The 23,862-nt window shown below is 65.5% G+C and carries 20 protein-coding genes; 8 read left to right on the forward strand and 12 right to left on the reverse strand.

Annotated features, from left to right (window positions below):
* The first annotated feature begins 246 nt into the window (after positions 1-246).
* The 3 genes from WH303_RS01660 to WH303_RS01670 are packed head-to-tail and all read left to right on the forward strand — an operon-like array spanning position 247 to position 5,122.
* On the forward strand, positions 247-2,169 hold the full coding sequence (locus WH303_RS01660) for a PrkA family serine protein kinase (RefSeq protein ID WP_021028741.1): 1,923 nt from the start codon (positions 247-249) through the stop codon (positions 2,167-2,169).
* 56 nt (positions 2,170-2,225) lie between these two features.
* Positions 2,226-3,497 carry a YeaH/YhbH family protein gene (locus WH303_RS01665; protein WP_312986994.1) on the forward strand — a complete coding sequence of 424 codons (1,272 nt, stop codon included), beginning with the start codon at positions 2,226-2,228 and terminating at the stop codon, positions 3,495-3,497.
* On the forward strand, positions 3,494-5,122 hold the full coding sequence (locus WH303_RS01670) for a SpoVR family protein (RefSeq protein ID WP_339516471.1): 1,629 nt from the start codon (positions 3,494-3,496) through the stop codon (positions 5,120-5,122). The genes WH303_RS01665 and WH303_RS01670 overlap by 4 nt, the downstream gene beginning before the upstream one ends.
* A 32-nt stretch (positions 5,123-5,154) precedes the next feature.
* On the opposite strand, the gene WH303_RS01675 is transcribed toward WH303_RS01670, so the two are convergent.
* A complete protein-coding gene (locus WH303_RS01675; protein WP_339516473.1) occupies positions 5,155-6,426 on the reverse strand; it encodes a multifunctional CCA addition/repair protein in 1,272 nt (423 codons plus the stop codon).
* Positions 6,427-6,435: 9 nt separating this feature from the next.
* Positions 6,436-7,302: a MurR/RpiR family transcriptional regulator gene (locus WH303_RS01680; RefSeq protein WP_339516475.1), complete on the reverse strand. Its 867-nt coding sequence runs from the start codon at positions 7,300-7,302 to the stop codon at positions 6,436-6,438.
* Between the two features lie 151 nt (positions 7,303-7,453).
* Here WH303_RS01680 and WH303_RS01685 point away from each other — a divergent pair, with 151 nt between their 5' ends.
* Positions 7,454-8,353 carry an amino acid ABC transporter substrate-binding protein gene (locus WH303_RS01685; protein ID WP_339516478.1) on the forward strand — a complete coding sequence of 300 codons (900 nt, stop codon included), beginning with the start codon at positions 7,454-7,456 and terminating at the stop codon, positions 8,351-8,353.
* A gap of 93 nt (positions 8,354-8,446) precedes the next feature.
* Here WH303_RS01685 and WH303_RS01690 read toward each other — a convergent pair whose 3' ends face one another.
* Together WH303_RS01690 and uraD are read right to left on the reverse strand one after the other, a co-directional pair.
* Positions 8,447-9,430: a Bug family tripartite tricarboxylate transporter substrate binding protein gene (locus WH303_RS01690; RefSeq protein ID WP_339516481.1), complete on the reverse strand. Its 984-nt coding sequence runs from the start codon at positions 9,428-9,430 to the stop codon at positions 8,447-8,449.
* A gap of 19 nt (positions 9,431-9,449) precedes the next feature.
* The gene (uraD, locus tag WH303_RS01695) at positions 9,450-9,995 is read right to left on the reverse strand and encodes a 2-oxo-4-hydroxy-4-carboxy-5-ureidoimidazoline decarboxylase (RefSeq protein ID WP_339516483.1); all 546 of its coding nucleotides are present in this window, start codon (positions 9,993-9,995) and stop codon (positions 9,450-9,452) included.
* A 102-nt stretch (positions 9,996-10,097) separates the two neighbouring features.
* Between uraD and WH303_RS01700 the strand changes: the two genes are divergently transcribed.
* Together WH303_RS01700 and WH303_RS01705 are read left to right on the forward strand one after the other, a co-directional pair.
* The gene (locus tag WH303_RS01700) at positions 10,098-11,039 is read left to right on the forward strand and encodes a LysR family transcriptional regulator (RefSeq protein WP_339516485.1); all 942 of its coding nucleotides are present in this window, start codon (positions 10,098-10,100) and stop codon (positions 11,037-11,039) included.
* A 127-nt stretch (positions 11,040-11,166) separates the two neighbouring features.
* Positions 11,167-12,213, forward strand: a complete 1,047-nt coding sequence (locus tag WH303_RS01705) for a hypothetical protein (protein ID WP_339516487.1) — start codon at positions 11,167-11,169, stop codon at positions 12,211-12,213.
* 75 nt (positions 12,214-12,288) lie between these two features.
* On the opposite strand, the gene WH303_RS01710 is transcribed toward WH303_RS01705, so the two are convergent.
* Both WH303_RS01710 and WH303_RS01715 read right to left on the reverse strand, forming a co-directional pair.
* Positions 12,289-12,972 carry a glutathione S-transferase family protein gene (locus tag WH303_RS01710; RefSeq protein WP_312987001.1) on the reverse strand — a complete coding sequence of 228 codons (684 nt, stop codon included), beginning with the start codon at positions 12,970-12,972 and terminating at the stop codon, positions 12,289-12,291.
* 78 nt (positions 12,973-13,050) lie between these two features.
* Positions 13,051-13,632, reverse strand: a complete 582-nt coding sequence (locus tag WH303_RS01715) for a 5-formyltetrahydrofolate cyclo-ligase (RefSeq protein ID WP_021028751.1) — start codon at positions 13,630-13,632, stop codon at positions 13,051-13,053.
* A gap of 407 nt (positions 13,633-14,039) precedes the next feature.
* Between WH303_RS01715 and WH303_RS01720 the strand changes: the two genes are divergently transcribed.
* Positions 14,040-15,944, forward strand: coding sequence for a lytic transglycosylase domain-containing protein (locus tag WH303_RS01720; RefSeq protein ID WP_339516631.1), 1,905 nt, complete (start codon positions 14,040-14,042; stop codon positions 15,942-15,944).
* Positions 15,945-15,970: 26 nt separating this feature from the next.
* Here the strand turns inward: WH303_RS01720 and WH303_RS01725 are convergent, their stop codons facing one another.
* The 4 genes from WH303_RS01725 to eat form a co-directional block, all read right to left on the reverse strand.
* Positions 15,971-16,894, reverse strand: a complete 924-nt coding sequence (locus WH303_RS01725) for an MBL fold metallo-hydrolase (RefSeq protein WP_339516491.1) — start codon at positions 16,892-16,894, stop codon at positions 15,971-15,973.
* A 70-nt stretch (positions 16,895-16,964) separates the two neighbouring features.
* Positions 16,965-17,825: an ethanolamine ammonia-lyase subunit EutC gene (gene eutC / locus WH303_RS01730; protein ID WP_339516493.1), complete on the reverse strand. Its 861-nt coding sequence runs from the start codon at positions 17,823-17,825 to the stop codon at positions 16,965-16,967.
* 8 nt (positions 17,826-17,833) lie between these two features.
* Complete coding sequence (locus tag WH303_RS01735; RefSeq protein ID WP_339516495.1) at positions 17,834-19,231, reverse strand: ethanolamine ammonia-lyase subunit EutB; 1,398 nt, start codon at positions 19,229-19,231, stop codon at positions 17,834-17,836.
* Between the two features lie 15 nt (positions 19,232-19,246).
* Positions 19,247-20,653, reverse strand: a complete 1,407-nt coding sequence (gene eat, locus WH303_RS01740) for an ethanolamine permease (protein ID WP_339516497.1) — start codon at positions 20,651-20,653, stop codon at positions 19,247-19,249.
* Between the two features lie 157 nt (positions 20,654-20,810).
* Between eat and WH303_RS01745 the strand changes: the two genes are divergently transcribed.
* Positions 20,811-21,812 carry a helix-turn-helix domain-containing protein gene (locus WH303_RS01745; protein ID WP_339516499.1) on the forward strand — a complete coding sequence of 334 codons (1,002 nt, stop codon included), beginning with the start codon at positions 20,811-20,813 and terminating at the stop codon, positions 21,810-21,812.
* Between the two features lie 16 nt (positions 21,813-21,828).
* Here WH303_RS01745 and phhA read toward each other — a convergent pair whose 3' ends face one another.
* Complete coding sequence (gene phhA / locus WH303_RS01750) at positions 21,829-22,656, reverse strand: phenylalanine 4-monooxygenase (RefSeq protein ID WP_339516501.1); 828 nt, start codon at positions 22,654-22,656, stop codon at positions 21,829-21,831.
* A 185-nt stretch (positions 22,657-22,841) separates the two neighbouring features.
* Positions 22,842-23,807 (reverse strand): Bug family tripartite tricarboxylate transporter substrate binding protein, encoded by a 966-nt coding sequence (locus WH303_RS01755; RefSeq protein ID WP_339516503.1) that lies wholly within the window; start codon positions 23,805-23,807, stop codon positions 22,842-22,844.
* Between the last annotated feature and the right edge of the window lie 55 nt (positions 23,808-23,862).

Genomic DNA, 23,862 nt, shown 5'->3' on the forward strand with positions numbered 1-23,862 from the left:
CGGCCGCTGGCGCCGTAACCAGAAATATTGCCTGCATTGTGGTCATCCGTGTGTAGGACATGTGATCTGGTCAAAGCGCCGCTAAGGTGCTAAAACCAAGTCACGATAACGGTTGCCTAGGGAGGCTCTGCAAAGCCCTCGCCAAATGGTATGGACGCATTCCGACCACGAGGCAGGGAGTTTTGCAGAGGGGTCCTAACAAGTTTGCGGCACGGTCAGCCCCTTGGGTGCCGCCACGGAGGTCGTATGGATGTCATCAGCAACTCTGCCGCCCGCTACGTGCGCCTGCGCGAAGAGGAAATGTCGCTCGACGAGTTTCTTGGCTTGTGCCAGCGCGACCCGATGGTCTACGAGGGCGCGGCACACCGCATGCTGGCGGCGATTGGCGAGCCGGAGATGGTCGACACGCGCAACGATCCGCACCTCTCGCGGCTGTTTGCCAACAAGATGATCCGCCGCTACCCGGCCTTTGCCGAGTTCTACGGCATGGAGGACTCCATCGAGCAGGTGGTGAGCTTTTTCCGCCATGCCGCCCAGGGCCTGGAAGAGCGCAAGCAGATTCTCTACCTGCTCGGCCCGGTCGGGGGTGGCAAGAGCTCCATCGCCGAGCGCCTGAAGTACCTGATGCAGAAGGTGCCGTTCTATGCGCTCAAGGGCTCGCCGGTCAATGAGTCGCCGCTGGCTCTGTTCGACCCGATCGAAGACGGCCCGGTGCTCGAGGAGCAGTTCGGCATTCCGCGCCGCTGTCTCAACCATGTGCTCTCGCCCTGGGCCGTCAAGCGCCTCGATGAATACGGCGGCGATATCCGCCAGTTCCGGGTCGTCAAGCGCTACCCCAGCATCTCGCGCCAGGTGGGCGTGGCCAAGACCGAGCCGGGCGACGAGAACAACCAGGACATCTCCAGCCTGGTCGGCAAGGTCGACATCCGCAAGCTGGAGAACTATGCCCAGGACGACACCGATGCCTACAGCTACTCGGGCGGCCTGTGCCTGGCCAACCAGGGCCTGCTGGAGTTTGTCGAAATGTTCAAGGCGCCGATCAAGGTGCTGCACCCCTTGCTGACCGCAACGCAGGAGGGCAATTACAAGGGCACCGAAGGCTTTGGCGCCATCCCCTTTGATGGCATCGTGCTGGCCCACAGCAACGAGAGCGAGTGGAAGGCCTTCCGCAACAACCGCAACAACGAGGCGTTTCTCGACCGGGTCTATATCGTCAAGGTGCCGTATTGCCTGCGGGTCTCGGAGGAGGTGCGCATCTACGAAAAGCTGATCCGCGAATCCTCGCTCGCCAGCGCGGTCTGCGCGCCCGGCACCTTGAAGATGATGGCGCAGTTTGCGGTGCTCACGCGCCTCAAGGAGCCCGAGAACTCCAGCATCTTCAGCAAGATGCAGGTCTACGACGGCGAGAGCTTGAAAGACACAGACCCGCGCGCCAAGAGCTACCAGGAGTACCGCGACTACGCCGGCGTGGACGAGGGCATGTCGGGCATCTCCACCCGCTTTGCCTTCAAGATCCTGTCCAAGGTCTTCAACTACGACAGCACCGAGGTGGCGGCCAACCCGGTGCACCTGATGTATGTGCTGGAGCAGCAGATCGAGCGCGAGCAGTTCCCCGCCGAGCTGGAGACCAAGTACACCGGCTACATCAAGGAATACCTGTCGCCACACTACGCCGAGTTCATCGGCAAGGAGATCCAGACCGCCTATCTGGAAAGCTACAGCGAGTACGGCCAGAACATCTTTGACCGCTACGTCACCTACGCCGACTACTGGATCCAGGACAGCGAGTACCGCGACACCGACACCGGTGAGGTGTTCGACCGCAATGCGCTCAATGCCGAGCTGGAGAAGGTAGAAAAGCCCGCCGGCATTGCCAATGCGAAGGATTTCCGCAACGAGATCGTCAACTTCGTTCTGCGCGCGCGTGCCAACAACCAGGGCAAGAACCCCAGCTGGACCAGCTACGAGAAGCTGCGCCTGGTGATCGAGAAGAAGATGTTCTCCAACACCGAAGAGCTGCTGCCCGTCATCAGCTTCAACGCCAAGGCCAGCGCCGAGGATGCACGCAAGCACGAAGACTTTGTCACCCGCATGGAGGCCAAGGGCTACACGCCCAAGCAGGTGCGCCTGTTGTGCGAGTGGTACCTGCGTGTGCGCAAGAGCAGCTGAGGCAACGATAACGGCGCGCCGGCACCGAACGCGCCGGGTCATGGATGGGGGCATAGATGGCATTGCAAATCATCGACCGCAGGCTCGCCGGCAAGAACAAGTCGGTGGGCAACCGCGAGCGCTTTGTGCGCCGCTACAAGACGCAGATTGCCGACGCGGTGCGCCGCGCGGTGGCCAAGCGCGATATCCGCCATATCGAGCAGGCCGAGAACATCACCATCCCGCGCAAGGACATCCAGGAGCCCGTTTTTCACCATGGGCAAGGGGGTGTGCGCGACACCGTGCACCCGGGCAATACCGAGCATGTGCGGGGCGACCGCATTGCGCGGCCCCAGGGCGGTGCGGGCGGGGGTGGTGGCTCGCAGGCCAGTGACAGCGGCGAGGGTGAGGACGACTTCACCTTCACCCTGACCAAGGAAGAGTTCATGGAACTCTTCTTTGAAGACCTGGCGCTGCCGCGCCTCTTGCGCACCCATATCGCCAGCACCTTGCAGTACAAGACGCGCCGCGCCGGCTACAGCCATGACGGCACGCCGCACAACCTGGCCGTGCTGCGCACCATGCGCGGCGCGCTGGGCCGGCGCATTGCGTTGACCAAGGCGCCCAACCGTGAACTCAAGGCGCTGGAGGACGCGCTGGCAGACCTCGTGGCGCAGGATGACGGCACCAGCGAAGCGGTGGCCGAGCTGCAGCAGCGCATCGCCGTGCTGCAGGCGCGCATGGGCAAGGTGGCCTTTCTCGATCCGCTGGACCTGCGCTTTCGCAGCCGCACCAAGGTGCCCGAGCCCAGCAGCCAGGCGGTGATGTTTTGCGTGATGGATGTCTCGGGCTCGATGGACCAGTCGCGCAAGGACCTGGCCAAGCGCTTTTTCATCCTGCTCTACCTGTTTCTCACCCGCCACTACGAGAAGATCGAGATCGTCTTCATCCGCCACCACACCCAGGCGGCCGAGGTGGGCGAGGACGAGTTCTTTCATTCCACCGAAAGCGGTGGCACCGTGGTCAGCAGCGCGCTGGTGCTGCTCGACCAGGTCATCAGCGCTCGCTACCCGGTGGCCGACTGGAACATCTACGTGGCCCAGGCGAGCGACGGCGACAACTTTGGCGACGATGGCGGCAACTGCCGCAGCCTGCTGGCTGACAAGATCCTGCCGCTGGCGCGCTACTTTGCCTATGTGCAGGTGGCCCCGGACGAGCAAAGCCTCTGGCAGGAATACAGCCAGTTGTTGCCGCTGTTTCCGCATTTCGCGATGCGCAAGGTGGCCGAGCCCGGCGATATCTACCCGGTGTTCCGCGATCTGTTCAAGAAGGAAGGGGTACCGGTATGAACCCGTCGCAATACCCCGTGCTCGCACGGCGCAAGGGCTCCCCGCATTGGAAAGTGCCGTTTTCCGGCGACCGCTCCCAGCGCGATGTGCCTGCCACACCCCGGCCAGCGGGCCAGCGCCCGAACCAGCCCTTGCCCGACCCCAGCGACTGGACCTTCGAGCTGATCGAGCGCTACCACGCGGCCATCGCCGCAACGGCCGAGCGCTATGGGCTGGACACCTACCCCAACCAGCTCGAGGTGATCTCGGCCGAACAGATGATGGACGCCTATGCCAGCGTCGGCATGCCGGTGGGCTACCGGCACTGGAGCTATGGCAAGGAGTTTCTGGCCACCGAGCGGCGCTACCGCCGCGGCCACATGGGTCTGGCCTACGAGATCGTCATCAACTCCAACCCCTGCATCAGCTACCTGATGGAGGAGAACACCACCGCGATGCAGGCGCTGGTGATTGCCCATGCGGCCTACGGGCACAACAGCTTCTTCAAAGGCAATTACCTGTTTGGCATGTGGACCGATGCGGGCAGCATCATTGACTACCTGGTCTATGCGCGCGACTTCATCGCGCAGTGCGAAGAGAAGCACGGCATTGACACGGTGGAGCAGTGGCTCGACTCCTGCCATGCGCTGGCCAACCTCGGCGTGGACCGCTACCGCCGTCCGTCCAAGAAGACGCTGGCGCGCGAGCGCGCCGAGCGCGAGCAGCGCGAGGCCTATGCCCAGCAGCAGGTCAACGAGCTGTGGCGCACCCTGCCGGCGCGCCCGGACAAGAACAGCCCGGCCCAGCACCATGAGCGCTTTCCCAAGGAGCCCGAAGAAAACCTGCTGTACTTCATCGAGAAGAACGCCCCGCTGCTGGAGCCCTGGCAGCGCGAGGTGGTGCGCATTGTGCGCAAGATCGCCCAGTACTTCTACCCGCAGCGCCAGACCCAGGTGATGAACGAGGGCTGGGCCACCTTCTGGCACTACACCTTGCTCAACACCTTGTATGACGAGGGCTGGCTCACCGACGGGGTGATGATCGAATGGCTGTCCTCGCACACCAATGTGATCTACCAGCCGCCTGCCGGCCACCGCGCCTACAGCGGCATCAACCCCTACGCGCTGGGCTTTGCGATGTACCGCGACATCCAGCGCATCTGCGAGCACCCGAGCGACGAAGACCGGCGCTGGTTCCCCGATCTGGCCGGCACGCCCTGGCTGCCGGCGTTGCACCATGCCATGCAGAACTACAAGGACGAGAGCTTTATCGGCCAGTACCTGAGCCCCAAGCTGATGCGCGACATGCGCCTTTTTTCCATCCATGATGACGCCAGCGAGCGCGAGCTGCTGGTCAGCGCCATCCACAACGAAGACGGCTACCGCAACCTGCGCCAGACGCTGTCACAGCAGTACGACCTGGGCGCGCGCGAGCCCAATATCCAGGTCTGGAACGTGAACCTGCGCGGCGACCGCTGCCTGACCTTGCGCCACACCCAGTACCAGGGCCGCCCGCTGTCCGACGATGTGCAGGAAGTGCTCAAGCACGCCGCGCGCCTGTGGGGCTTTGGCGTGCAGCTGGAAAGTGTCAACGGCGATGGTGCGGTGCCGGTGCTGCTGCATTCGGTGGCGGCGCCGCTGGCTTGACCTGGCAGTGCCTGACCCGGCGCCGCAGCTGCTCAAGGCTGCGCAGTTGTAGCGCCCGGGGCAGCGTCGGCCGCCACCACCTGTGCCACCGCCTGGCAGCGCGCCTCATGCACCATCGCGCCAATCTCGGCGCCTTGGCGGCCTGTGCGGGCTGCGCGTTCTGCCACCTCCTTGGTGCTGACGGCCTGCGCGGCGGCCAGCAGACGCAGCAGCTGGGCGCGCTGCGGGTAGGGCTTGTCTTGCAGCCCCAGCCGCCCTTGGGCATCACACTGGCAGGCCAGCAGGGCCTGGCCAAAGCGCTCGGGTTTGCGAAAGGCGTCGCAGCGTTCGAGCAGGCGCACGACGGCAGCGGGCGCAATGCCCGGGCTGCGGTGGATATTGCCGTGCTCGGCGGCGACCATCAGCGCCAGCTCGGCGCAGTCGCTGGGCACACGCAGGCGCTGCTGCAGCTTGCGGGCCAGCTCCACACTGCGCTCCTCATGGCCGATATGGCGGGGCAGCACATCGGCTGGGGTGGTGCCCTTGCCCAGGTCATGCGCCAGGCAGGCCCAGCGCACGGGCAGCGCGGCGTCCAGCTCGGCGGCGCGGTCCAGCACCATCATCACGTGGATGCCGGTGTCCACCTCGGGGTGGTAGTCGGCGCGCTGGGGCACGCCCCAGAGGCGGTCCAGCTCGGGCAGCAGGCGGGCGAGGGCGCCGCAATCGCGCAGCACCTCGAACATGCGTGAGGGCCGGGCCTCCATCAGGCCGCGTGCCAGCTCCTGCCAGACGCGCTCGGGCACCAGCGCATCGACCTCGCCATCGGCGACCATCTGGCGCATCAGCGCTACGGTTTCCGGGGCGACGGAAAAATCCTGGAAGCGCGCCGCAAAGCGTGCCAGGCGCAGGATGCGCACCGGGTCTTCGCGGAAGGCGTCGGTCACATGGCGCAGCACCCGGGCCTGCAGATCGGCCTGGCCGCCATAGGGGTCGGTCACCGGGCCGCTGCCATTCCAGTCGACGGGCGCGGCCATCGCATTGATGGTCAGGTCGCGCCGGGCCAGGTCCTGCTCCAGGGTCACATCGGGCGAGGTGGCGATGCTGAATCCCCGGTAGCCCCGGCCGGACTTGCGCTCGGTGCGGGCCAGCGCATATTCCTCATGCGTGCGCGGGTGCAGAAACACCGGGAAATCCTTGCCGACCGGCACAAAGCCCTGGGCCAGCATGGCCTCGGGCGTGGTGCCCACCACCACCCAGTCGTGGTCATTCACCGGCAGTCCCAAGAGGCGGTCCCGCACTGCGCCGCCGACCATGTATGTATTCATCGTGCGAGTTTACTTGCGTACCGGCTGCACATAGACGCCGCTGTCGTGCAGCTCGCCTTCGGCTGCATCGATGCGGGCCACGGCCTGCGGGCCGGCGCGGCTGACCAGCACTTCCAGCAGCGACTCGGACAATGCCTGGGCGGCGGTGACCGAGGGGAAGAAGGAGGGGCTGTTGACGGCAAACAGCAGGGTTTCATCGGCGGCCAGCGACAGGGGCGAGGCCAGGCTGTCGGTCAGGGCCAGCACCTTGCAGCCGCATGCGCGGGCCAGTTCCACCGCATGCACGGTCTCTTGCGAGTAGGGCGCAAAGCTGATGGCGACCAGCGCATCGCCCGCATCGATGGCGCGCAGCTGCATCTCGCGCACGCCGCCCATGCCTTCGAGCAGGTGCACCGAGCGGCGAAACAGGCGGTAGACATAGACCAGCGAGAAGGCCACCGGAAAGCAGGCGCGCATGCCCATCACATGCACCTGGTCGGCCGTCTCCAGCAGCTGGGCGGCGGTCAGCAGGCGCGCCGCGCTGTGCTGCTCGGTCACATCCAGGTTGCTGCGCTGCATGGCAAACATCTCGGCGGTGAGCTGCTGGTCCTGCGCGCGGCCCAGCAGGCTGCGGGCGCGCTCACCGTACTGGTTGCCCGCCTCGCTGGCCAGGCCCATATCGGCGGTCAGCGCCTGCTTGAACGGGTTCCAGCCTTCAAAGCCGCAGGTCTGGGCAAAGCGCACCAAGGTGGTGGGGGGCACCTGGGCATGCTGGCCCACGGTGCGCATCGATTGCGTCACCACCTCATTGGGGTGGTCAAGCACATAGCGCGCCACTTGCTGCAGCGACGGGCTCAGGGAGGCAAAGCGGTCTCGCAATTGGTCGATTACGCCCATGGCGGCGGGTCTTTCTTCAGATTTAGGGAAATCACGGGTAGCCATTGTGCGGCATGGAACATATGATCCAAAAAAAATAAAAAAGGAGCAAAAGTTCTAAAACGCCGCAAGGCATTGGCCGGTACCGATGGGGTGCCAGGAGGATCAGGATATGCAAGGAAAAATGGGTGTGAAGCGCGCGGTGGCGCTGGCTGCGCTGGTGTGTGCCTCTGCGGGCGCGATGGCGCAAAGCAGCAGCACGCTGGACAAGATCAAGAGCTCGGGCGCGATCACGCTGGGTTACCGCGAGGCCTCGTTCGGCTTCTCCTACCTGGACGCCAACCTCAAGCCCATCGGCTACAGCATGGATATCTGCGCGCATATTCTGGACGCGATCAAAACCAAACTCCAACTGCCCGAGCTGAAGGTGAACTACCAGGCGGTCACCTCGGCCAACCGCATCCCGCTGGTGCAAAACGGCACCGTCGATCTGGAGTGCGGCTCGACCACCAACCTGGTGGAGCGCCAAAAGCAGGTGGCCTTCTCGCCGGACATCTTCCGCTACAACGTGCGCATGCTGGTCAAGAAGAGCTCGGGCATCAAGGGCATTGCCGATCTGCAGGGCAAATCGGTCGCCACCACCACCGGCACCACCTCGTTCCGCCTGCTGCGCCAGGCCGACCGGGCCAGCAAGCTCGACATCACCAATGTGCCGGGCAAGGACCATACCGAGTCCTTCCTGCTGGTGCAGGGCGACAAGGCCGCCGCCTTTGTGCTGGACGACATCCTGCTGGCCGGCCAGATCGCCAATGCGCGTGACCCGCAGAACTACGAGATCGTGGGCGAGAGCCTGCGCACCGAAAACCAGGCGCTGATGCTGCGCAATGACGACCCGGCCTTCAAGCAACTGGTGGACGAGACCGTCTCGGGCCTGATGCAATCGGGCGAGATGGAAAAGCTCTACAACCGCTGGTTCATGTCACCGATTGCGCCCAAGGGCATCAACATCAACTACCCGCTGAACGCCGAGACGCGCGATGCCTTTGCCAACCCCTCGTCCAAGGGGATCTGAGCGCCGGTCAGGCAAAGGCTGCTGAACACCGGCAGCCAGGCAGCCACGCCGCAAAGAGACCAGGACCAGGGGCCAGCCCCGGTTCCTGGTTTTTTATTGCGGCACCAGACCTGCGGCCTTGACCAGCTGCGCATGCAGGCTGATCTCCTGCGCAATGGTGTGCTGGAACTGCTCCGGCGTGGTGGGTGCCACTTCCATGCCCACATCCTGCAGCTGCTGCCGGATATCGTCGCGCAGCAAGATGGCCTGCACCTGGCGGTTGAGCGCATCGACGATGGGGCGCGGTGTGCGCGCCGGGGCCAGCAGACCGATCCAGGTCTGCATCACCATGTCGGGGATACCGGCCTCGGCCATGGTTGGCACCTCGGCAATCAAGGGTGAGCGCTTGTCGCTCATCAGCGCCAGCGCGCTGAGCTTGCCGGACTTGAGGTGGGGCAGGGCCTCGGGCAGCGGCGCAAACAGCAGATCCACATTGCCGCCCAGCATGTCGTTGATGGCGAGGGCACCGCCTTTGTAGGGCACATGCGTCATCTGCAGATGGCCCCGGGTCTCGAACATCAGCGCTGCCAGGTGCTGGGGGCTGCCTTCGCCCGAGCTGGCATAGGTCACGAGGGTCGGCTGGGCCTTGGCGGCGGCCAGCACGGCTGCAGCGTTGGGGAATTTCTTGCGGTCCTTGACCACCAGCACCATGGCCTGGTTGGCGAGCTTGGTGATGGGCGCAAAGTCGGCCTGCGGGTCATAGGGCAGGTCCTTGAAGATGCTTTTGTTGGTGGTCAGGAAGGACGCGGGCGAGGCCATCAAGGTGTAGCCATCGGGGCTGGCCTTGGCGACCACCGGCAGGCCAATGCGGCCGGAGGCGCCCGCGCGGTTGTCGACGATGAACGGCTGGCCGGTGCTGGCCTGCAGCTGCTGGCCGACCAGGCGCGCAATCATGTCGACACCGCCGCCCGCGGGCAGGGCCACCATCAGCTTGACGGGGTGGTTGGGGTAGCTGGCGGTCTGGGTCTGGGCCTGGGCACCGAAGGCCAGGAGACCCAGCGCTGCGGCCAGGCTGAAAAAGCAGTGACGACGATGCATGATGAACACTCCTGAAAAATCAATGGCTGGGGGCCGGGGCGGGATCGCTGGCCTGCAGGTAGCGCGCCAGCCGCAGGCGGCTGATGGCGGCAATCTCGTTCAGTGCCAGTTGCAGCTCCATCTGCCGCGTGTGGCCCAGGCGCTGCTCGAACACAAGCAAGGCCGATGCCAGGCTGTGCTGGCGGATGCAGAGAATGAAGGGAAAGCCAAAGCGTTCGCGGTAGGCGCGGTTGAGGCCATCCCAGCGCTGGGCCTCGGCCGCCTGCAGCTGGCCCAGGCCCAGGCTCGCCTGCTCGTCGGTGGATGCGGCATTCATCGCCCCCTGCCGGGCCAGCGCGCCGCCCAGCTCCGGGTGGCCGGCGTAAAAGCGGATGCGTGCCGGCTCGTCGAGCCGGGCGACCACCGCCAGCATGGCGCTGTGCAAGGCATCAGCGCTGGCAAAGGGGCGCAGCGCCACGGTCTGCGCCGCCACCCAGGGCGCATGCTCCCAGATGTCGGCCAGGGCCGCGCAGAACTCGTCAGGGCTGCAATGGTTGAGGTGGTCGAGGCGTTGGGCAGGCGTCATGCGGGCCATGCTAGGCCTGCAGACCATTGCCGTCCATCATAGGTTTGGCAATGCTGCATACGCAAAATTAGTACAATCGCCGCATTCCGGAGACCCCAACCGATGCGCCATTCGCTTGTCCCTACCGCTTTGCGCTATGCCGACCAGGTGGCCCGTTCGGGCTCGATCCAGAAAGCCGCGCGCGAGTTGCATGTGGCTGCATCGGCGATCAACCGCCAGATTCTGGCGCTGGAAGAAGAGCTGGGTGTGCCGCTCTTTGAGCGCATGCCCAGGGGCATGCGGCTGACGGCCTCGGGCGATGCGCTGATCACGATGGCCCGGCGCTGGCGCCAGGATGAGACCCGCATGGTGGCCGAGGTGCGGCGCATCCAGGGCATCCACCAGGGCCATGTGTCGCTGGTGGCGATGGACAGCCATGCCACCGGCGTGTTGCCCGCGCTGATCGAGGCGCTCAATGCCCAGCATCCCCTGGTCAGCCTGTCGGTAGAGCTGAGCACCCCGGACGATGCCGAGACGGCGCTGATGACCGGCAAGGCCGACCTGGCCGCCATCTTCAACCTGGCGCCGCGCCGTGAGCTGCTGGTGCTGTGGCAAGCCCAGCTGCCGCTGGGCTGTGTTGTGGCGCCGGGCCATGCGCTGGCCGGTCGCAAGAGCGTCAGTTTTCAGGAAGCGACCGCCTATCCGATCGCACTGCAAAGCCGCGCCATCACCATCCGCCGCCTGCTGGAGGCGCAGTACAGCTGGCTGTTCAAGGATGCGCGCGGCTTTGTCGAGAGCAATTCGCTGCAGCTGGTCAAGCAGCTGGCGCTGGGCGGGCAGCGCCTGATCTTTACCTCGCAGCTCGATGTCGCGCCTGAGCTGGCGGCCGGTACGCTGGTTTTTATCCCCATCCGCGACCAGGGCGCCGAGCCCCAGAGCATCAGCGTGGCCGTCGATGCCACGCGCCCGCCAGGCCCGGTGGTCAAGCTGGTGGCCCAGCAGCTGGCCGAGGCCCTGCAGGCCAGCCTGGACCGGGCCCGCCAGCCTGGCCGCAGCTTGGCCTGACGTCGGGCGAAGGCTGCGTAGTGGCCGCCCACAGGTCCCCGGCGCTTTGCATCAGCCGCACTTCCTCGCTATGCTGCTCGGTTGGCCCGATAGGCTGATTCGAAATAAGACAAAGAGGGAGGGATTTATGTGGACAACCATGGGCGTGGTGCTGGTAACCATCGCATTGACGTTTGTCGGTCTGTTTGTGCTGCTCAAGTTCGGCATTCGCTGGTATTTTTCGCGCATGCTCAAACATGTGCAGGCGCTGGGCAGTGCGCAGCAAGGCGTGGTGGCGCGCATCACGATGCAGCTGGAAAAGCTGCAGTTCAGCGACCCGCAGGTGCGCCGCGTGATGCAGGAGTTCAAGGCGCTGGGCTATGCATCGGCCGGGCGCTACACGGTGGATGAAATGCCTGGAATCAAGATCTGGGCGGGCACGCATCCGCACAACGGCAGTCTGGCCTTGGTGATGGAACTGGCAGACCGCTACTTCTGCGCAGATGTGGTCCGGTTTTATGAGAATGGTGCAGCGCTGGGCGCGGGCACCAACCCGGTGTTCCATGCCGAGCACTACCCCAACCATGTGCAGTACCGCCAGTTTTCACGCGATACGGCCATGCAGGACCTGGCCCAGTGGCTGGAGGCGCGGCCCTTGCAATCTGCGGTGGTTGCGGCCACGCCCAGGAATCTGCGCCAGCTCAATGCCCGCATGTACGCGGAGATGATGGACTTTCAGCTGTCGCAGCCCATGCCTGGTCTGGAGGCCTGGAAGCGCATGGCTTTGCAGGATGCCGCCGCCCTGGGCAGTGCCCTACCGACCTTGACCGAGCCGCAATGGCAGGCCGCCTACGATGCGCAGCGCGAGAGCCAGCAAACTGCGACCGAAGAGGCCCTGCAAGACCATGTGCTGCGCAGCGGGCAGGTGTCTGCTGCGCAGTGGCAGACGATGGCCCATGAGCTGGTCTATGTGCATGCGCTCCTCGGCGCAGAAGAGGTCGCAGAGCGCGCACTGCGGCGCAGCGCCTGGACGGCGGATGCGCCCCAGGTGGAGGCGCTGTTGCGCCAGAACCTGGCGCATGCCGAGCTGTTTGAAGCGATCCAGGGCCTGCTGCCCGAGGACGAGCGCTTTGTCTACCTGATCAGCATCAATGCGCCGCTGGATGCGCGGGTGTACCGGCCCCAAGTGCTTTGACCACCAGGCGGCCGATGCCCGTGCTCTGGCACCCCAACAGCGCGGTGCCAGACACTGCGCAAAGGCCGACGATGCTCAGCGCTCTGCGCGGTAGGGCTCGTCCACCGCGACAAAGTCCTGCTCGGCCAGCGCCGCATCAATCCAGGCCTTGACGCCGGGCAGCTGGTGCACGCGCTCGATATAGGCGGCGATCTCGCCGGGGATGGGCAACTGGTAGGTCTTGAGGCGCGAGCACACCGGCGCGTAGTAGGCATCGGCAATGCTGAACTGGTCAAACAGCATGGGGCCGCCATGCTGGGCCAGCAGGTGGCTCCACATGCTGCACAGGCGCTCGACATTCTTGCGCACAGCGGCATTGTCGCGCCAGACGATGCGGCCCACCTCGGCCAGGTCGGCCTCGATGTTCATCGGGCAGGCACTGCGCAGGGCGGTGAAGCCGCCATGCATCTCGGCGCAGATGCTGCGGGCGCTGGCGCGGGCCGCCTTGTCCTTGGGCCACAGCTGCTTGTCCGGGTATTGTTCCGCCGCATATTCGGCAATCGCCAGGCTGTCCCAGACGCTGATGTCGCCATCGCGCAGCAGCGGCACCGTGCCGGTGGGGCTGATGGCGGTCATCGTGCGCTTGAACTCGGACTGGCTGTCAAAACCGTCGAAGCGGACAAACTTCTCTTCAAAAGGAATACCCGCCTGGCGCAGTAGCACCCAGGCGCGCATGGACCAGGAGGAGTAATTTTTATTGCCGATATAAAGCTGCAGCATGATCTCAACCGATTGATGAATGAAGGTACAGAGCGACTTATACCGTATGCGCAAGCCCCCAAACGGGCCCGCCAGCGGCTACGAATCGCCCAGGGGCCAGACCACGCCGTTGTCGTTGAGGATGGCGTCGAGCGGCAGGTCATGCGCTTCGGGCTCGAAGTCATCGACAAAGCCATTGGTAAAGCCCAGGCCGACGGTGAAGGGGCGCGGCTCCAGCGCGGCCAGCGTGCGGTCATAAAAACCGCCGCCATAGCCCAGGCGGTAGCCACCCGGGCCATAGCCCACGCAGGGCACAAACAGCAGGGTGGGCACGACCAGCTCGGTATTTTGCGGCTTGGGGATGTCGTAGGCGTCCATCTCCATCGGGCAACCGGGGTACCAGGCGTGGAAGCTCAAGGTCTTGTGCTGCTTGTTCACCACCGGCAGGGCGATGCGGCGCAGCTTGGGCTCATCCATCAGCGCACCGTCTTCCTTCCAGCGGTGCAGCGCGGGCAGCGGGTCGAACTCGCCCTTGATCGGCCAGTAGGCGCCGATCACGGCATCCTGGCGCTCCATCAGCCAAAAACGCAGGACTTGCTGGAGCTGTTCGGCGCGCTCCAGACGATCGGGCATATGCAGACGCTGTTCAATGAGCGCTTGGCGCACGGCTTTTTTATCCATTGCAAATATCCCTACAGAAACACGCTGGGTCAACCATTCTGACAGCCAAAAGTGACGTTCCCAGCAAATTGGCTACCGTGAAAACCAGATAGCTTTTTTACATATTGCGGCAGTTTCCGTAAGCGCATGTAAGAGGAGGCCGGGTATTGCAGCCTTTGGTACCGCTGGCGCGTCAGGCGATGTGTATGATTTTAGGGATCACCTGGGCGCCGCTCTACAGCGCCGCTGTCTCACAACCTGGATCGGCTATGCCTCGGAATGTTTTGCTTACCCCCTTGATGGCGGCCTTGCTGGCCTGGAGCGCGCTGCCGCTGGCCGCCCAGACGATTTTGCAGGGCGCAACGGCCGCGCCCGCCTCGGTACAAACGCCGGTGCAGCTGCAGTCGAGCCCGTCGGTCAGCAGCGGTATGGTCAACGACGATGTGATCGTCGACATGCAGCAGGCCTTTCGCAAGCGCGAGAAAAGCAAGCTGACCCAGCTCTTGCCCGGCGCGCGCGGCCATGTGCTCGAGCCCTGGGCCGCGTACTGGGAGCTGCGCGCCCGCCTGAACGAAGCCACGCAGGACGAGGTGCAGGCCTTTTTGACCCGCTGGGCCGGCACCTACCAGGAAGACCGGCTGCGCAACGACTGGCTGCGCCTCCTGGGCCAGCGCCGCGACTGGAGCAATTTCGATGCAATGTACCCGGCCTTCCGTATGGGCGATGACCGCGAGCTGCGCTGCTATGCGGCGGTGATCGATCTGGCCAAGGGCGGCGAGCGCGAGCCGCTGGCCAGCACGGTCAAGAGCAACTGGTATGCGCAGCGCGACTCGGAAGACGGCTGCAACCTGGCGGCCTCGGAGCTGTTCTCGGCCGGCGGCCTGCAGGCCGACGATATCTGGCGCCGAGCGCGGCAGACCATGGAGACGGGCCGCCCGCGCGCCGCCCGCGCTGCGGTGGAGGTGGTGGCCCCGATGCAGCTGCCCGCCTTTGCGACCATGCTGCAGTCGCCCAGCAAGTTTTTGACGGCCAAGGCCAAGACCTCGTCCAAGGAGCAGCAGGAGCTGGCCACCTTGGGGCTGATCAAGATCGCCGCAGACAACCCCGATGGCGCCGCCAGCCTGATGGAAAGCCGCTGGAACGAGCTGCTGACGCAGCCGCGCCGCGACTGGGTCTGGGGCGTGATCGGCAAGACCCAGGCGACGCGCCTGTCGCCCGATGCGATGGCCAGCTTTGCCAAGGTGAGCAAGGAATCCAACCTGAGCGACGACCTGCTGGCCTGGAAGACCCGTGCCGCGCTGCGCGCCGGCCAGTGGCAGCAGGTGCGCAAGAGCATCGAGGCGATGAGCGCCGAGGAGCGCGAAGACCCGACCTGGATGTACTGGCAGGCCAAGGCCTTGCAGGCGGGCCGCATCAGCGAGGCGCAGACCCAGCAGTCGCGCCAGCTGCTGCAAAAGATTGCCGGCACACAGGGCTTTTATGAGCAGCTGGCGCAGGAGGAGCTGGGCCAGCCCATCGTCATCCCGTCGCAGCCGGTGGCCATCGACGAGCAGGCGCGCCAGGCGGTGCGCAGCAGTGCGGGCCTGGCACGTGCACTCTATGCGATCCAGCTGGGGCTGCGCAGCGAAGGGGTGCGCGAGTGGAACTACATGACCAACCTGCACCAGCGCGGCGGCATGGACGATGCCCAGTTGCTGGCCGCTGCCGAGCTGGCCTGCCAGCGCCAGATCTGGGACCGCTGCATCAACACCAGCGAGCGCACCAAGACCGTGGTCGATGTGGGCCAGCGCTACCCGATGCCGTTCAAGGAGGCCGTGGTGAACCGCTCGCGCGAGATTGGCCTGGATCCCGCCTATGTCTATGGTCTGATCCGCCAGGAAAGCCGTTTCATCATGGATGCGCGCTCGGGCGTCGGTGCCTCGGGTCTGATGCAGATCATGCCGGCCACCGCCCGCTGGACCGCCCGCAAGATCGGTATGACCGATTTCACGCCGGCCAGCATCAATGACCGCGACACCAACATCACCCTGGGCACCGCCTACCTCAAACTCGCGCTGGACGATTTTGATGGCTCGATGGCGCTGGCGGCTGCCGGCTACAACGCCGGCCCCGGCCGGCCGCGCAACTGGCGCAATGGCCCGGTGCTGGACGGCGCCATCTGGGCCGAGAACGTGCCTTTTGCCGAGACGCGCGACTATGTGAAAAAGGTGCTCTCCAACACCACCAGCTATGCCGCGATTCTGACCGGCCAGCCCCAGTCGCTGCGTGCGCGCCTGGGCTCGGTGGGGCCCAAGCCCGAGGGCGAGCCGGACCTGTCCAAAGAGCTGCCCTGATCGGGCGGATGGTGACGTAAGCGCGCTTACTGGTTGACCAGCAGCGCGCCCTCGCGCCGCGCGGCGCCTGAGCGTTCCAGGTCGGCCACCAGCGATGCATGCCACTGCGCCAGGTCCTGGTCTGCAAAGTAGCGCTGGTGCAGCAGCCCATAGTAGGGCGTGGCGGCCAGCCAGGTCTGCACTTGCACCAAGGGCAGCTGCTGCCACTCCAATAGCTTGTACTTGAGCAGCACCTTGGCAGCATAGAGCGCATGGCGCTCGGGGCTTTGCACAAAGCGCTCCAGCCGCTGGCGGGCGGTGTGCAAGGCACTCCCGACATCGCTGAAGGCACTGCCGTGACCCGGCAGCACCAGGCGCGGCTGCAGGCGCTCGATCACATCCAGCGTGGCGGCCACCTCGTCAAACGCTGCCGTGCCTTCGATCTCCGGAAAGACCACGCCAAAGCCGTTCTCCCAGAGCGCGTCGGCCGAGATCAGGATGCCTGAGGCGGGCTCGAACAGAATCACCGAATGCGGGTCATGGCCGGGCGCGGCATGGATCTGCCAGCGCTGCTCACCGAGCGTGATCTCTGTGCCCGGCTGCAGCAGCTCGTCCATCTGAAAGCGCGGGCAGTCCTGGCCGGTGGGGCGGTAGCTCAGCTGGTGCTCGTCCCAATCGGCGACCGCCTGCGCATGGCCGGGCGCAATGCTGGTGCGGGCCTGGGGCCAGCGCTGCTGCAAGGCGGCATTGCCGCCGCAGTGGTCGCTGTGCAAATGGGTGTTGACGATGCGCTGCAGCGGCGCGCCTTGCAGGCTGGCCTCGACGAGCGCCACGGTCTGCGCGGCATGGCTGCAGTAGCCGGTATCGACCACCGCCGTGGTGCCGCGCACAAATACCGTGTTGTTGGCCGACAGCCAGCCGCGCTCGATGAACTGGAGATCGGCAGGCAGCGAAGCGGTGGAGGCGGACATGGTGGCGCAGGCGAAGGGGCAAGACCACCAGCCTAGCAGACGCGGCGTGCCTGGCGCTGGCACCCAGGTGTCAGCGGGGCGTTTGCGGGCCGCTGCTGCCCAGCATAAAGGCCTGGCGGGCCTCTTGGGGCGCGGCCAGCGTGTCGGACTCGTCCTTGAGCTGCACGCCCGAGAGCTGGCGCTGGCGCGCCTGCTGCATCAGGTAGCGCAGCTTGTGCACCGCCTGCGCATAGCTCAGCCCCTGCTCGCGCACATTGGAGATGCAGTTGCGCGCCTCATCGGTCATGCCCGGGCGGGGCTGCCAGGTCATGTACAGGCCCATGCTGTCCGGGGAGCTCAGGCCCGGGCGCTCACCGATCAGCACCACCACCAGCGAGGCGCCCAGTGCCGCACCAATCTCGTCGCCCAGCGCCACCCGGGCATGGCGCACCACCGTGATCGGGCCGACGCGCCACTGCTCGGCCAGCGCCGGCAGCATCTGGCGCAGAAAGGGCAAGGCATTGCGCTCGATGGCCAGCGAGGACAGGCCATCGGCGACGACAAATACCACATCGGCCTGGGCAGCGGTCAAGCCCTGGAGCAGAGCCCGCGACTCGGCGCTCAGGCGCCGGCCCAGATCCGGGCGCTGCAGGTAGGTGGGGCGGTCTTGGGCTGCGCTGTGCAGGCGCAGCACCGGCTGGGTGTGCAGCGCTTGTAGTTCGCCTGCGAGCGGGTCCATGTCAAGCTCGGTATGCACGGCCATGCGTGCCTGGGCATGGGCGAGGGCAAAGTCCAGGTGCGCGCGCGTGGGCAGGCTGGTGCCGGCGCGGCCCAGCGCAATGCGGGCGCTGGTGAACTGGCGCAGGCGCTCCCAGGGGTTGGGGGTGACGGTGGTGCTCCCGGGCTCGGCTGGGGCGGGCAGGGCGGCTGGGGCAGAAGGGCGTGGGGACATGGGGCGCTTCAGTTGAGCTGGGCCAGCGCTTGCGAAAAAGGCGCGGGCAGGTCAGCGGCCAGGCGCAGGCCCGGGCCCGACCCAGCAGACTGGGCAATGCCCATGGTCTGCAGCCAGGCCTCGAACTCCGGCGTAGGCCGTAGGCCCAGGGTCTTGCGCAGGTAGAGCGCATCGTGGAAGGAGGTGGTCTGGTAGTTCAGCATGATGTCGTCCGAGCCGGGGATGCCCATGATGAAATTGATGCCGGCCACGCCAAACAGGGTCAGCAGCACATCCATGTCGTTTTGGTCGGCCTGCGCATGGTTGGTGTAGCAGATGTCGCAGCCCATCGGCAGGCCCAGCAGCTTGCCGCAGAAATGGTCTTCGAGCCCTGCGCGGATGATCTGCTTGCCGTCGTAGAGGTACTCGGGGCCGATAAAGCCGACCACGGTGTTGACCAGCAGCGGCTCGAACCTGCGGGCCACCGCATAGGCGCGCGCCTCGCAGGTCTGCTGGTCCAGCCCATGGTGGGCGCCGGCCGACAGCGCGCTGCCCTGGCCGGTCTCAAAGTACATGGCGTTGTTGCCGATGCTGCCGCGCGCCAGGCTCTGCGCCGCGTCATAGCCTTCCTGCAGCAGGGCCAGGTCCAGGCCAAAGCTGCGGTTGGCAGCCTCGGTGCCGGCGATGGACTGGAACACCAGGTCCACCGGCACGCCCCGGCCAATGGCCTCGATGCTGGTGGTCACATGGGTCAGCACGCAGGACTGGGTGGGGATCTGGTACTGCTGGATCACCTCGTCGAGCATGAAGAGCAAGGTGCTGACGGCAGCAATGCTGTCGCTGGCCGGGTTGATGCCGATGACCGCATCGCCATTGCCGTACATCAGGCCGTCGAGCAGGCTGGCGGCAATGCCCGAGGGGTCGTCGGTAGGGTGGTTGGGCTGCAGCCGGGTGGACATGCGGCCAGGCAGGCCGATGGTATTGCGAAAGCGCGTGACCACGCGGCATTTCTGCGCGATCAAAATCAGGTCCTGGTTGCGGCAGAGCTTGGAGGTGGCGGCCACCATCTCCGGGGTCAGGCCCGGTGCCAGTGCGCGCAAGCTCGCCTCGTTGGCGGCGTCCGACAGCAGCCAGTCGCGAAAGCCGCCCACCGTCAGATGCGCGACCGGCGCAAAGGCAGCGCGCTCATGGCTGTCGATGATCAGGCGGGTGACCTCGTCGCTCTCATAGGGCACCAGCGCCTCTTGCAGAAAGTGCGCGAGCGGCAGATCGGCCAGCGCCATCTGTGCGGCAACGCGCTCGGTGTCATGGCGGGCCGCGACGCCGGCCAAGTGATCGCCCGAGCGGGCCGGCGTGGCCTTGGCCATCAGCTCGCGCAGCGATGCAAACAGATGGCGCTCGGCGCCCACGGTATGGGAGTAGGGCATGGTCGCAGCGCTTCCTCAGGGGGTTGTCTCGCCGGGGGCGTCGGCCACCAGGTGGTGGCGGCTGTACAGCGCAAAGTAGGCAACGAAGACAGCGTAAACGATGAGGGCGCCGATGAGAACCCGGGGGTCCACCAGAAAGCCGGCCACCACGGCGATGCAGGCCAGCACCAGCGCGATGCCCGAGGTGAAGACGCCGCCGGGCGTGCGGTAGGCGCGCGGCAGGTTCGGCTCCTTGATGCGCAGCCAGATATGCGCGGCCATCATCATCACGTAGGAGATCGTGGCGCCAAACACCGCGACAAGGATCAGCAGATCGCCCTGGCCGGTCAGCGACAGCGCAAAGCCGATCGCGCCGGGCACCAGCAGTGCGAGGTACGGGGTCTTGCGCTGCGTGGTCAACGACAGGCACCGGGGCAGGTAGCCGGCGCGCGACATCGCAAACACCAGGCGCGAGTAGCCGTAGATGATCGAGAAGAAGCTGGCAATGAGGCCGGCCAGGCCGACAAAGTTCACAAAGCGGCTGATCCAGGTGGGGCCACCCAGCACCTTGCTGGATTCCAGCGCCTCGACCAGCGGGTTGCCCGAGTTCATCAAGGCCGCAGCCCCCGCGCCGCCTGGCGCCAGCACCAGGATCAGGCCGCAGAACAGCACCAGCACGGCGATGGCGCCGATCAGGCCGCGCGGCAGATCGCGGCGCGGGTCCTGCGCTTCTTCGGCGGCCAGGGGCACGCCTTCTACCGCCAGAAAGAACCAGATGCCATAGGGGATGCAGGCCCAGATGCCGATGTAGCCAAAGGGCAAAAAGCTGCTGGCGCCCCAGGCGTCGGTAGGGGCGATGTCAAACAGGTTGCTGAGCTGGAAATGCGGCACCATCGCGACGATGAAGACCACGAGCGCAACGACTGCCAGCGCGGTGACGGCAAAGATGAGGCGCAGGGCTTCACCCGCGCCATAGATGTGGATGCCCAGAAACACGGCATAAAAGCCCAGGTAGACCATCCAGCCATCGATGCCGAACAGCGACTGGCAGTAGGCGCCGATAAAGGTGGCAATCGCCGCCGGTGCAATCGCGTATTCGATCAGGATGGCGACGCCGCAGAGAAAACCGCCCCAGGGCCCAAAGGCGCGCCGGGCAAAGCCATAGCCGCCGCCCGCCGTGGGCGCGATGGTGGCGAGCTCAGCGAGCGCAAAGCACATGCAGGTGTACATCGTCGCCATCAGCGCCGAGGCCACCAGCAGGCCGCCCCAGCCGCCGGTCTTGAGGCCGAAGTTCCAGCCGGCATAGTCGCCCGAGATGACATAGGCCACGCCCAGGCCGACCAGCAGCAGCCAGCCGGCTGCCCCGCGCTTGAGCTGGCGCTGCTCGAAATAGTTGCTTGGGTGCGCGGCGCTGGCGCCTGCGGGGTTGGGGGTTTGGGCCATGGCCTGCCTTGTTGTCTGTGGTCTCCCCGATGGTGGCAAAGATGGGCTCCGGGCTCTATCCGATTTCGGCAAATCTGGCTAAGGGGAAGGCTGGGTTGACCTTGGTGCGCTTTTTGCATGACCATGCCTGTATGCCTAGCCACGCCATTGCGCCGCCATGTCCCTGAGCGCCCCTTGTCCATCGCCCGCGCTGAGCAGCCTCCGTGCTGAGCGCTGCGCGACTGCGCAGGTGGCGCAGACCTGTGATGTCGATGAGCAGGCGGCCTTGCTGCAGGGCTGGAACCAGCGCTATGAGCAGCTGTCGGCCGGCAGCTTTGAGGGCCGGGTCACCAGCTTGCACCTGGGGCCTATCCAGGCCTGGCGCGAGTTCTCCAGCCAGGCGCTGCACCAGACCGGTGCCTTGCGCGCCGGGCAGTTGGCCATCGGCCTGCCCAGCAGCATTCCGGGCAACACCATGTTCTGCAACCGCTCCTGCAGCGAGGGGCATGCGATTGTGTTCTCGGGCGATGGCCCCTTTGAGTTTGTCTCGCCCGGCGGCCTGGAGATCATCGATTTTGTCGTAGACCAGGGCAGCCTGGACCCCTATCTGACGGCCAGCGAACGCGAGCAGCTGCAGGCCCAGCTGTCGCAGCCGCATCTGCGGCCGGTCTCGGCCCATGAGCGCTGGCGCCTGCCGATTCTGCTGTCCGACATGCAGCAGTGCCTGGCCGATACCACGCCAGAAGCCCTGCCGCCCCAGCAGCTCGACGAGATGGCCGGCGATGTGCTTGCCGCCATTGCTGCGGTGCTGCGCGATGGCGTGGGGAGCGAGGCCGATGAGCAGCTGTCCTACCAGCGGCGCGCGCATATCGTCAGCATGGCGCGGGAGCGGGTGGTGGCCACAGGCGCCGATGGCTCATTGACGGTCGAAGACCTGTGCCAGGCGCTGGCGGTGAGCCGCCGCGCCTTGCAGTACTCGTTCCAGGAGGTGCTGGGCATCTCGCCGCAAAGCTATCTGCGCGCCGTGCGCCTCAATGGTGCACGCCGCGCGATCAAGCAGGGCAGCAGCGTCTCGGACGCTGCGCTGGCCTGGGGCTTTTGGCACTTTGGCCGCTTTGCGCAGGAGTACAAGGCGCTGTTTGCCGAGCTGCCCTCGCACACCTGCAAGCGCTACCGCTGAGCGCCGGCCCAGCGCCTCAGTCGTGGGCGTCCGCTGCCAGCTCGGGCAGGCCGCGCAATGCGGCATACACGGGGGTGAAGTCGCCCTCTGTCATGTCAAACAGCTGCTGGAAATCGTCGATGACGAAATAGGTCTGCTGGTAGCTGTCGATCTTGTAGCGGGTGCGCATCGTGCGCTCCAAGGACAGCGGCAGGCGCTGGGGCAGCGGGCTGGTGACGGCGTGCTGCAGCTCGCCCGATGAGCTCAGGATGCCGGCGCCATAGGCGCGGATCTGGCCTTGCTCGCGGATCAGGCCAAACTCGATCGTGTACCAGTACAGGCGGCTCAGCATCTCACAGGCGCCCAGGCGCTCGGCCTTGAGCCCGCCCTGGCCGTAGCGCTGCACATAGTCGGCAATCACCGGGTTGAACAGCAGCGGCACATGGCCGAACAGGTCGTGGAAGATATCGGGCTCGACCACATAGTCGAACTCCTCGGGCTTGCGGATCCAGTCGGTGACCGGGAATTTTCGGTTGGCAAGCAGGCTGAAAAACGGCACCTCCGGGATCAGGCCCGGCACCGCGACGATCTCCCAGCCGGTGGCCTGGCGCAGCCGCTGGTTGATGTCTTCAAAGCGCGGGATGCGGTCTTCGACGCCGAGTGAGGGCAGCGCATCGATGAAGGCCTGGCTCGCCAGCCCCGGCAGCAAGGCCTTTTGGCGCGCATACAGGCGCCGGTAGGTGTCGTGGTCGGCCTCGGTGTAGGCGGCGTAGTCTTGCGCGCAGGTGTAGTCGTCCTGCGCGCGGCTGTAGTCGCCGCGGGGCGGGCGATCGGATTGTCCATAAACCACGGGTGCTTGTCCCATGCTGTGCTCCTAACGTTGTGGAGCCGCCAACACAACCCTTGATACGTCGTTGCCAAGCCTTGTCGTACGCTTGTACTGCCTGCGGCTTGACGCCTAGTCTCAACCGCAAACCTTCGGTTTGCTGGGTCGTGTTACCGGCTCTTATAGGACCAGCCGGGCACCCGCAGTTGTTAGGCTGCAGGCGCTCAGTTGGTCTTGATCTTGATCGTGTTGATCAGAAACTGAAACTTGCGTGCTTCCTGCGATACAAAGTGCGACAGCTCCTTGAGGCGCATGTCTTCGGGCGCAATGCCCATCTTCAGGTACTCGGCCTTGAAGCGCGGATCGGTCAGCGCGCCCTGGAAGGCGTAGGCGTACTTCTGCGCTTCCTGGTCGGGCAGGCTGGCGGGGGCAAACACACCAAACCAGGTAGAAACATCAAAGCCTGGCACCGACTCGTTCACCGGCGGCACCTGGGGCAGGGCCACATTGCGGTCCGAGGTGGTCACGGCCAAGGCCAGCAGCTCGCCGGACTTGATCAGCGGCAGGGCCGAGGCCAGGTTGTCGAACACCACATCGATATCGCCGCTCAGCAGCGCCTTCTGGGCCGGGGCCGCACCGGCGTAGGGCACGCTGGGCATCTGCAGATTGGCCAGCGACTTGAGCATCTCGCCCGAGATATGGCCGATACTGCCGTTGCCGCCCGAACCCATCTTCAAGCTGCCGGGGTGGCCCTTGATGTAGCTGACCATCTCCGAGGTGGTCTTGATGCCCAGCTGCTCGGCACGGCTCTTTTTCATCACCAGCACGTTGGGCACGCGCGCCACCAGGATCAAGGGCTTGAAGTCCTTTTGTGCGTCGTACTGTGGCGGTGTGCCCAGGTAGGGCAGCACCGCATGCGTGGCCACCGCGCCCATCAGCACCATGTTCTCCTGGGGCTTGGCCTGGGCCACCAAGGTCGCGCCCGTGGCACCACCGGCACCCGGCTTGTTGGCCACCGTGATGGCGCCCAGTTGCTTTTCGGCGCCCTGGGCCAGCAGATGGGCCGAGGTGTCCAGCGGTCCACCGGCGGGGTAGGGGACCACAAAGGTCAGCGGTTGGCTGGCGTTCTGCGCGCTGGCAGCCAACATGAAACCAGACAGAATGGCGGCGAGGGTGACGGTGCGTTTCACAATTGTTTCCAGATTGATAAATCGCTCCGCAGTATAGAGAGGCCGCGTGGCAAAT

It is taken from the genome of Comamonas sp. MYb69 (genome assembly GCF_037479315.1).
GTDB lineage: Bacteria > Pseudomonadota > Gammaproteobacteria > Burkholderiales > Burkholderiaceae_C > Comamonas.